Source organism: Capnocytophaga sp. oral taxon 335 str. F0486, assembly GCF_000277665.1.
GTDB lineage: Bacteria > Bacteroidota > Bacteroidia > Flavobacteriales > Flavobacteriaceae > Capnocytophaga > Capnocytophaga ochracea.
On sequence record NZ_AKFR01000022.1, the window covers coordinates 42554 to 53620 of the forward strand.

6 protein-coding genes are annotated in these 11067 nt (G+C 40.1%); 2 read left to right on the plus strand and 4 right to left on the minus strand.

Annotation, left to right across the window (positions count from 1 at the left end; genetic code table 11):
* Position 1 precedes the first annotated feature (1 nt).
* The 3 genes from HMPREF1320_RS04565 to HMPREF1320_RS04575 are packed head-to-tail and all read right to left on the minus strand — an operon-like array spanning position 2 to position 2930.
* Positions 2-814 carry a zeta toxin family protein gene (locus HMPREF1320_RS04565; protein ID WP_009417579.1) on the minus strand — a complete coding sequence of 271 codons (813 nt, stop codon included), beginning with the start codon at positions 812-814 and terminating at the stop codon, positions 2-4.
* A complete protein-coding gene (locus HMPREF1320_RS04570) occupies positions 801-1046 on the minus strand; it encodes a hypothetical protein (protein WP_009417563.1) in 246 nt (81 codons plus the stop codon). Before HMPREF1320_RS04570 ends, HMPREF1320_RS04565 begins: the two co-directional genes overlap by 14 nt.
* A 12-nt stretch (positions 1047-1058) precedes the next feature.
* Complete coding sequence (locus tag HMPREF1320_RS04575) at positions 1059-2930, minus strand: glycoside hydrolase family 13 protein (protein ID WP_009417588.1); 1872 nt, start codon at positions 2928-2930, stop codon at positions 1059-1061.
* A gap of 369 nt (positions 2931-3299) precedes the next feature.
* Here HMPREF1320_RS04575 and yaaA point away from each other — a divergent pair, with 369 nt between their 5' ends.
* Positions 3300-4058 (plus strand): peroxide stress protein YaaA, encoded by a 759-nt coding sequence (gene yaaA / locus HMPREF1320_RS04580; RefSeq protein ID WP_009417575.1) that lies wholly within the window; start codon positions 3300-3302, stop codon positions 4056-4058.
* Positions 4059-4098: 40 nt separating this feature from the next.
* Here yaaA and HMPREF1320_RS04585 read toward each other — a convergent pair whose 3' ends face one another.
* Entirely contained in the window at positions 4099-4893 is a 795-nt protein-coding gene (locus tag HMPREF1320_RS04585; protein WP_009417561.1) for a DUF2797 domain-containing protein, read from the minus strand.
* Between the two features lie 566 nt (positions 4894-5459).
* Between HMPREF1320_RS04585 and HMPREF1320_RS04590 the strand changes: the two genes are divergently transcribed.
* A partial coding sequence (locus HMPREF1320_RS04590; RefSeq protein WP_009417564.1) for a beta strand repeat-containing protein occupies positions 5460-11067 on the plus strand: 5608 nt, incomplete at its 3' end.

Consider the following 11067-nt stretch of genomic DNA (forward strand, 5'->3'; position numbering starts at 1 on the left):
TTTAGTCTTTTAACTGCTCTATAAGTGCTTCTACTATAGCTTTTATAGGTGGGGACATTCGCGGTATAACAGAGTAAGCTCGTGCTATCAGTTGCAAACGAAGTGTCTTATCCTGAAATTGTTGTCTCCTTGCTTTTATAACTTCTGTAGAAGGCAAAATATTTATATCCCATTGCTGTTCCCTCAATGAGAAAGTTTCTAAATGTCTTTCAGCTTGATAATTGTAAAGATGTATTTTATCTACTGCCTTTTCGTTGTACAAACGGTCTAATGAGTGAAGTAAGCCTTCTACTGCTCTGTCGTGGGAATTTTTATCTGACAATCGCCCGTATCCTTGAAAATCTTTTTCTTCCTGATAGCGCAAATAAAAACCTAATTCGGTAAAGAGTGCAGGAGCTACAATCGCAAAAGCTTCTACATTAAAACCGTTTTCTCTAAAAGCCAATGCCGTACGCAAAGGTACTTCAGGATTGCGCATAGTACCCTCTACAATGATATTGTATTTATGGATAATAGCCTCTTGTATGAGTGCTTCTGTAAAAAAGTTAGAGAATATTTGCGTCTCTGTTGAGTATCTCTCAGGATATTTTATAAGCTCATTAGCCTTAGGATGAAACTCTCTGTAAATATCTCCATTTACAAAAAGAAAATCTTTGTCAGGAAATTGTCTTAGGATAGCTTTTGCTAGCCCACTCTTTCCTGATGCAGGCTGTCCTCCTAATATAAAGGCAATAGGATTTTCTTGAGATTTTAAACCTGATAAAAGGTCTGTTTTCTCTCTTTCAAAAATATCCTCAACTTTATAGTACTCCATTCATTTGTTTTATTAGCGGACTATAATAATGTACTACTTTATCCATAACAGAAAGCCTTGCCATATCATCAGTACCATATAACATTTTTTCTTCCTTTAAATACATTTTAATTTTTTGGTCTAACGCATCCTTCTCTACCAAATTAGTTAAAGTAGATTTTTCCTTAATAGCCCTTACTTTTAATGAGCCTACAATCTGTAATGCTGTATCTAAACTAATAGGTTCTTTCATCATATACCTTTGTTATTTTAATTCAATGAGCATAGGAGTTTTAGCAGATATTTCTAAAGTGTCACCACTCAGAGAGACCTCTTTCCCCGAGATAATATCTCTCCCCCTCAAAAATCCCGCCAAACTCTCGGCAAAGCGGTTTAGGTGGAGCGTTTGGCTCTTTTCGCTGTTGTTGAGCACTACCATTACGGTCTCGGTATCATTGTAGCGGAAATAGACATACACTTCGTTTTCAGGCAAGTATTGCTTGGTCTTCCCGTAGTGAATTACGGCTTTGTCCTTACGCCAGTTGAAGAGCTTAGCCGTAAAATCGTAATACTCTTTCTGGGTAGCCGTACGCCCCGAAGCGCTAAAAGCGTTCTGCGCATCGCCTGCCCAGCCACCAGGGAAATCCCGACGTATATCGCCATCGCCTTTGCTCTTGTCGCCTCCCATTGCTATCTCACTACCGTAGTACAATTGTGGAATGCCTCGTGCCGTTGCCAGCAATGTGATAATCATCTTATAATCCTCTATCTTAGGATATACGTGATTGATACGTGCCGTATCGTGATTTTCTGCAAAGATGAGCAGATTGTTGATGTCTTTATACAGAAAGTCGTTCGCAAAGTTGTCGTAGAGTTGCATCATACCTTTGTTCCACGAAGGTGTAGTACGGAAAGCCTCGCCTATTGCATCGAAGAGCGGGAAGTCCATTACCGTAGGCAGGTGGGTGTTATAGCTTTGTATCGCACTGATAGGGCTATCCTTTTGCCAATACGACACTTGTGCGCTTTGAGTAAGCCATACCTCGCCCATAATGTTGAAATAAGGATATTCATCAGTAATGGCTTTCGTCCATTGGGCAATGCCTGCTTTGTCGTTATACGGATAAGTATCCACACGCAAACCGTCGAGGTCGGCGTATTCTATCCACCAAATCGCGTTCTGGGTGAGGTAGTTTAATACCAATGGGTTCGCTTGGTTGAGGTCGAGCAAAGAACGCGCAAACCAACCTTTTTCGCAGTACTTTTTGTCCCAGTCCGAGGCATTGCTGTCCATCTGAGTAGTTATCCTAAAAGAGCTCTGTCCATAACCAGGAAATTGGTGTAACCAGTCGTAGCAAGGCAAGTCTTTCAGCATCCAATGCTGACTGCCCCAGTGGTTAGTTACATAATCTTTGATGAGCTTCATACCGCGCTTGTGCAAAGCCTCTGAGAGCTGTCGGTACTCTTCATTAGTACCATAGCGGGGGTCTATTTTGTACACATCGGTTTGGGCATAAGTGTGATAAGAGTGTTGTGGTTCGTTGTCCTCACATAAGGGCGTACTCCATATAGCCGTAGCTCCTAAGGATTGTATATAATCCAAATGGTCGATAATCCCCTGAATGTCGCCCCCGTGACGACCGAAAGAATCTGAGCGGTTGAGCTTATCAGTAAGTGCGGGGTGCGAATCGTTGTCGGGTTTACCATTGGCAAAGCGGTCAGGCATAATCAGGTAAACCACATCGCTACTGTCGAAACTCTTGCGGTAAGCCGAGCCCTCACGACGCGCTTTTAATTCGTAGCGAACACTGCCCACTTTCTTTTTCTTTTGCAATAGCGAAATGGTATAGTTGCCCGCTTTTTTATCTTTGGTATCGACGGTTACAAACAGATAGTTAGGGTTTTCTGTTTTCAGTATGTTTACAATAGGCAAATCGCTCTCCACATTGTACTGAGCGATATTTTTGCCATAGAGCAATACCTGCACTTGGCTGTAGTGCATTCCTTCCCACCAAAAAGGTGGTTCTACACGCTGAATCTGAGCGTGAGTCATTCCAAAAGTAAATAATCCCATAAGGGTAATAATGTATTTCATAGTGTAAGTTACACGGGTGTTTATTCGCGCAAAGATAAGCATTTCTTTTTAAATAACAATGAAAAATAGTAGTTAATTATTTTAGGTCGGACAAGTTCGACCCACAGAACGAGAGATACAGTTGATAGTAACAACATTGTAAGTTCTATTAGTATTCTATTAATCTTTGGTTAGTCTTCATTGTAGAGCCACTGTAGAGCCACTGTAGAGCCACTGTAGAGCCACTGTAGACCCACTGTAGACCCACTGTAGAGCCACTGTAGACCCACTGAAGTCCCACTGTAAAACCATCATAGTTCCGTTTAAGGTTTGTTTAAAGTCTATCAAATGTCTCACCCCTATTCAATTGTCAATTATCAATTGCGAATTGTCAATTGTTTTGTAACTTTGCCCCGTTAATTATATATCACTATGAAAATCGTTATCTCTCCCGCCAAAACCATTAACGAAACATCAGCCCTACCTACTACCGTACACTCTTCGGCTATTTTCCCAAAGGAAATTGGCGAGGTAAGCACTGCCCTTAAAGCACTCTCTCCAAAGCAACTTATAAACCTGATGCATATCTCCCAAAAACTCGCCGACCTAAATTGGCAACGACACCAACAGCTTTCATTGCCTTTTACCCCACAAAATGCACGTCCGGCGCTCTTTGCTTACAATGGTGATGTGTATGAGGGACTCGATGCCTATTCACTCTCTGAAACGCAAATTGATAAGTTACAAAGGTCTTTGCGTATTCTCTCGGGATTGTACGGACTGCTTAAACCCTTAGACCTTATCGCACCTTATCGGTTGGAAATGAGTATCAAACTACCCGTAGGGAAGGCTACAAATCTATATGCTTTTTGGAAAGACAAAATCACTCAGGCATTGAACGGCGAATTACAAGGAGGAGAATTGTTTATCAATCTCGCCAGTGAAGAATATTTTAAAGCAATTGATACCACAAAGCTAAAAGTGCCCGTGATTACACCTATCTTCAAAGATTATAAGGGAGATACGCTGAAAGTCGTTAGTTTTTATGCGAAGAAAGCGCGGGGTCGTATGGTGCGTTTTTTAGCAGAAAACGAGATTCGCTCAGTAGAAGATTTGAAAGGGTTTAACGCTGATGGATATGCGTTTTCAGAAAAGTTTTCAGAAGGGAATACACTTGTTTTTGTTAGATAAAAAAACAAGCCCACTGAGCTTTTTTTTAAATTATCAATTGTCAATTGTCAATTGTTAATTGAATCACCAGTCCTTCGTTACCTCGCACATTAAAGACGGTGTTGTCCCTAAAAATAAGGTATTGCCCTTTGATGCCCATTAGTTTACCACTATAAGTAGGGGTTTGCACCAGTTGCAGAGAGCGCACTTGGGTAGGGTATTTTTCTACGGGGAAATGAATATGCAAAGGGGTGATATCTTCGGTGATGTAAGGTTGTACTTGGTCGGGGACAAAGTCGCGCACCTCTAATTTTACTCGCAGTAAATCTACGGGGGTGATTTGGTTGGTGAGCATTTTGCGCCAATTAGTTTTATCGGCTATATGAGCTTTAAGAGCGACTTCGGCAATGCCTGCCAAATAGCGATTGGGTACTTCGGCAAGTATAAGGGCTTCGTGCGCTCCTTGATCGATCCAGCGGGTTGGAGCTTGTGATTTGCGTGTTACCCCCACTTTTACGTCGCTGGAATTGGCAAGATACACATAATGCGGTTGCAACTGCATTTGTTGCTCATAAACCAAATCGCGCTCTTCGATGTTTAAATGCGCTTTGCTAAGTTCGGGGTGCATCACCCAATCAGCAGTTTGAGGTACTTCAAAAAAGCACTCTTTGCAATAACCCTGACGGAAGATAGGCTTATTTTCCCCACAATTCATACACTGAAAGCGCACAAATTGGAGCGTTATCTCCTTTCCGATGAGTTGGTTCATCAGCACAAAATCGCCTTCCATTGGCAAGTAATACCGTATGGGGTCAGCCCATTCGGTAAGCATTTTCTGAAGTACTCCTTGAAACATAGTTTTAACAGTGAAATGAGGGGACAAAGATACAAAAAAAGTCGTAACACAACAAGCAAAACGATTAGCAAATAGAGCAAACATACGAAATTAAGAGTTAATGTCCGTTCAATATATAATTCTGATTTACAGTTCCTTTTTACAGTATACTTCTGTGAAATCTAAGCAACTTGTTGCTAAATTCTGTGGATAAAATGAATAGCATCTAAAATTTGTCTGTGAAAAATCCGTGTCTTCCGTGAAATCTGTGCGAGACTCTTTGTAGCGAAGCTATCTTTTTTCCTCTCGGCAGGTGCGTTTCTTATAGCTCGTACCTCCCTTTGAAAGAGAAAACAGATTACAGCAGAAACAGAAGATATAACAGTGTTATTTTTTACACAAGTAAGGAAAGGTAAAGAGTAGAAAGTGTAAAGAAAAAGAGATTTAAAAAGAATTAAAAACAGTTGTTTTTAGCTCTAAGTTTGTTAAAACTGTGTTAATTATTGTCTTAGTGTAGAGAGATGTAAAAAATCTTTACTAATTTTGCACCCAAATAATCACTAACAATGTCTTTTTATAAAACAAGAATGAAAAATATCACTAAAATCCTATTAGCTATAACATTTTTCTTAATCTCTTTTGAGGGGGTAGAAGCACAAGTGCAATCTTGTAATGTTATGCCTGAACCTGTGAGCTACACAAAGGTGAGCGAAACTACTAAAAGAGTAGAAGAATACGCTGATATTAAAGGTATTAGAGTAACTCGTATATTGGAGGTACGCGGTAATGCCGGCGATAAGATTATGTATTCTAATCAGGAAACTATTCCTGGAGACACACAAAGTGACGAAACCTATTGTGGTAAATCTCGTAAGAATGCTTTTAAAGATAAGAAGTATCCTTTTATGGACTCTAATAAGGTAAGCAAAATTACCTATAAGTTTAGTAAGCCCGTAATAGATGCTGAAGTTTTTTTAGCTGCTTTTGGTTATAGTGGAACACGTAAGCCCGGATGGGGTTCTTATCCTCATATAGATGTGGTAAAGATAACAACCAATAATGGAACGGCAACTTTACACGCACGTTCTACTTGTGGAGAGAATAATTTAGTTACTGTCTCAGGTAATGAAATATCATCTATAAATCATAAGACTACCGATGCTAAAATAGGGATTACTTCTACAGAGCCTTTTACAGAGCTTGTGTTACAAGTTATAGAAAAGCCAAATCAAACAGGTGGTTATGGTTTCTTTGTGGAAATTTGTCTAGCATCTATTGTTACTCCTATAGAAAGTAGTTCTTGTACTTCACCCTCTATAGGAGACCCATTTAATAGTTTTCCTAATCAAACAGTTTCTGTCGCAGGAATGACTGTTACTCGAAAAGCAGATAGTGGTGTTAATAAATCTGCTTCTTTTTCTGGTTCTTATTGTGGTTTAACTAAAACGTATCCAAGCAAAGATCCTTTGCTAAAAGATAGTAAGAAAATAGTGTATGAGTTTAGTACTCCTGTTAAAAGTGCAGAGATTTTCTTACTTGCCTTTGGTGATAATACAAAAGTTAATTCCTTCGATAAAGCAAAATTTGAAGTAAATGGAGGAGGTGCTATCTCTCTTTCTAAAAGTTATGATTGTAATCCTATAGTATCTACGATCAATAATAACGTAGTAGAGAGTGTTAATAGAAAACTCACTACTGATGTGGGTATAAAAGTAGCTTCGAGCAAGCCCTTTAGTAGAATTACCATTACTGATATGGGAAGTACAGGATTGGGCTATTTGGTGGCTCTTTGTCCTACTTCTATCGTCAAAGCTACTGATGATGATATTTTTACAATAGATAAAACTCTTACAGCACAAAGCGTATGCGAGGATGCTATGACAGGAGTTCCTCCTTCTTATCAAGCGCAAGCTACTTCAAAATTCAATGGAGGTTCCTTTAAATATGAGTTACAAGCTAAGAAAAGTGGAAGCAGTTCTTGGCTAACTATCGCAACACAAGATAATAAAACAAGTGGTACTAATATTAATTTTGTAGAAGCTAATTTAGGTACATTACCTTATGATCAAGCTAATATCAGGGTTAAGTACACTTATAAAAATCCTTCTGAGTTCTCTGAAGAGATTGTGCGTTACTCCAATGTAGCTACCTTAACTGTAAGTGAAGCAAAAGTAACAAAACTTACAGCTACTCCTCTTTCTGTTACACAAGGAATTACTACCAATGTAGCGTATAGAATAGAAGGAACTTCTAATGCTACAGTTACTTATCAAGTAAATGGAGGTACACCTCAAACAGTGGGGCTTAACAATTCAGGGGTAGCAACCGTAACCCTCCCTACTTCACAAGCTACTACTTTTAAAATAACACGTGTACAAAAAGGAGCTTGTAATATTACTCAAAATAAACAAGTACAAGTAACAGCAGCTTTTAATAATGGTCTTTGTACAACTAAGCCTAATAGCTTGTTTGCAACTACTAATGATGCTACTTATACTATTAATAATATTACTGTTACTCGTAGCTATGTAGGTGGAACAACACCTAATAACTTCTTAACAAGTAGTTTAAACGATCCAACAGAATATTGTTCTGTATATCCTGCTAATTCTAATTATCCTTGGTTACAAAAAGCAAATAATAGAATTACTTCTGTTACTTATAAATTTAGCCAACCTGTGAATAATGTAGAGGTATGGCTCTTGATAATGGGAAAAGGAGCAGTAGGTACTGTTGATAAAGCTAAATTCAGTATCAACGCAGGTTGCGGAAATCCTACTCTGAGTTTAGTAGCTGATTGTAAAGGTACAGCTACGATTAATGGAACTACTGTAAGTGAAAATAATCTCATAGGTACAGATTTAGCAGTAAAAGTAACTGCCACTAAACCTTTTACTGAACTTACCATTACCGATGATAATAGTACTGCAGGAGGTTTCTTAGTAGAACTCTGCCCTGCTTCAATCAAAAAGCAAGGTACTGGTAATACCGATGCGGTAACTATTACTACGGAACTTACCGCTACAACTACTGCTTGTGTTGGGTTTACCACTACCCTTACTACACAAGCTACTTTAGCTAGTCCTTTCAGTGGTAGTCTCAATTACCAATGGCAAAAATCTACTAACAATGGTACTACGTGGAGCGATATAAGCGGACAAAGTGGTAATGCAACTTCAGGTGCTAATGTCACCTATAGCTTTACGCCTACTACTTCTGATAACAATGCGCTATACCGTGTAGCATATACTTATACCCACGCCGGTAGTTTCTGTGGTACGATGTCGCTTACTACCAATGCTACTAAATTGGTAGCTAACACAGTATCTTCAGTCATCGCGATAAATGCACCTGCTTATACTGATGTAGCTGTATGTGCAAGTGCTACAGGTACTACTACCATTACGGCTAAAGCAACCCTCAATACAGGTATGGGAGGAACTGGTGTTACTTATCAGTTACAATACCGTCCTACCGATACTGCTACTTGGACAGACCTCTCCACTCAGAAATATACACTTGTAACTGGTGGTGCAGAAAGGACTTTTACAATAGCAAATGTAGCTTCTAACACAGGTTATTACCGAGTGAAGTATACCTCCGATGCCTCAGTATGTGGCGGTGGAGAAAGCTATTCTAATATATTTAAATTTACAGCTCTCACTGTTACCGATGTGCTTACTATCAACCCTACTACTTATCCTGATAAAGTAGTATGTACAGATGCTAGCTTTACTATCAATGCGCAAGCTACAGTAGCTACAGGTACTATAGCTAATGATGGAAGTGGTAATAAATTCGCTTATGAATTGCAGTACAAAGCCGATAATTCTGCCAATTGGGTAACCTATGTGCTCCCTAATGGAGGAGCTGCTCAAATCTATAGCAATAATAGAAAAGTAGGGGCTACTCGTGTCTTTACTATTAATACTGCCAATGTGGCTAATGGTGGTAAGTTCAGAGTGCGCTATGCTGTAGACCTCGTAGGTTTATGCGATGATATAACTGTATACTCTAATGAGTTTACTGTTACTAAAGCTTCAGTACTCAATAACATTACTGAGTTTTATGCTACTCCTGCAACGCTCAATGAAACAGGAGCAACCAATGTAGTATATACTATTAAAGGTGTTCCAGGTACGCAGTTGCTACATAAGTTCAATAATGGTACAGGTACAGCTGCCTCTATACCACCAGGAGGAGTTTTAACCGTAACTCACAACGGACAAACTGCTACGGCTACCTTGGCAATTACACAAGTAGCCAACGGTACTTGTACCCTCACTACTAACTATTTAGTAGAAGTAGGTAAAGCAGGAGGAGCTTGTACTAGCTTCCCTTCACCTCAGTTTGCTAAAACAGCTACTGCAGCAGCACAAATAGGAGGACTAACAGTAAACAGAACTATTACAGGAACTCCACAGTTTTTTGACGCCTATACCTATGATTCAGGACAGATGTGCCAAAGCACTATATTGGCAGGCTATCCTATAATGAAAGGTGGACAGGCAACTATTAAGTATACATTTAGCAAACCTGTAACCTCTGTACAAGTATGGCTTTCAGGATTCGGAGGTAACCCTAGTGTTGCCAATGCCGATAGCGTAACCTTTGCAGTAAACTGTGGTGGCACAGTAGCAGTAAACGCAGTAGGTTGTGGTACCGATGCTGGAAAACTCACCGTAGCTGGTGGAAAAGTATCACACCAAGCCAATGTGTATACTCAAGCAAAAGTAGTCGTAACCTCTGATAAACCGTTCACCGAACTTACCCTTACCGACCCTGATAACAGTAGCGCAGGTGGGTATGTAGTAGAATTGTGCCCTACTTCTATAGCGCCTACTACCCTCAGTGTAACTACTAACCCAGTACCTCAAACAGTTTGTAAAGGCGAAACTGTTACCCTCACAGCGGTAGCTTCTGTAAGAAATACTAATTATCAATGGCAACAACAAGTGGGCGGTGGTGCTTGGACGAATATAGGTTCAGCGGTAGCTACTAACAATGGTACGGCTACTCTTACGCTCAATACTAATAATAGTCCGTATAACCAAACAGCTTCTTATCGTGCGGTATTTACCATCACTTGTGGCAATACTATCACAAGTACAGTTGCTGTGGTAACTGTACACACTGCAGCGGCAATGCCAACAGTAAGCAGTACTACTACCCTTTGCCCTACAGCAAATAGTAATATTGTATCGTTTGATAATTATGTAACCCCTGCAGTAGGTACTACCTTGCGTTGGTATGCTACCCCTACAGCTACTGCAAGCACTACTGTAGCTCCTACTATCAATACGAATGTAACGACTCGTACTACTGCAACAGCCTATGTACGAGCTATCAATAACAACGGCTGTACTAGTGGCCTCGTAACTGTTACTCTTACAGTGAACGATACCACTCCACCTACCTTCAATGCTCCATCTGCTTTGAATATAGTGTGTAACTCAACTACAGCTACTACAGCTATCAACACTTGGCTCGGTACGGCTACTGCCACCGATGCTTGTGGTGCAATAGCAACTATTACAAATAACTATAATGCTCCAGCTGACTTTTGTACTGTACCTGGTGGCGTTATCACAGTTACCTTTGTAGCAAAAGATACCTTTGGTAATGTAACTACTAAAACATCAACTATTAAGTTAGCAGCTACACCTCTTACAGTAGCAAGCGATACCTTCACAGTAGGTAACGGAGTAACAACCCAAACAGCGGGTAATATCCTTACCAACGACAATTTAGGAGGCAATACCCCAACAGCAGGCCCAACAGGTAGCGTAACCATCACTGTGGTTACCCCAGCAACGCCAATAGGAGGAGGTAAAACCCCAACCTTAGATGTAAACACAGGTATAGTAACTGTACCAGCAGGAACTAAGTCAGGCACATATACCATTACTTATAAAGAGTGTGAAAGCTTGAACCCAAGCAGCAACTGCCAAACACAAACAGTAGTAATCAGCGTAGGTTCAGCCAGTCTTACAGTAGTGCCAGAAACACTTACAGTAACGCCAAGCACCAGCACTCAAACAACGCCAAGCATTTTCGATAACGATAGCATAGGCGGAGTAACAACGCCAACAGCAGGCCCTGGTGGTAATGTAACAATGACGGTTCATAATCCAAGTGGTAGCAAAGTACCGACTATGGATCCAAACACAGGTAAAGTAACCGTACCGGGCAATA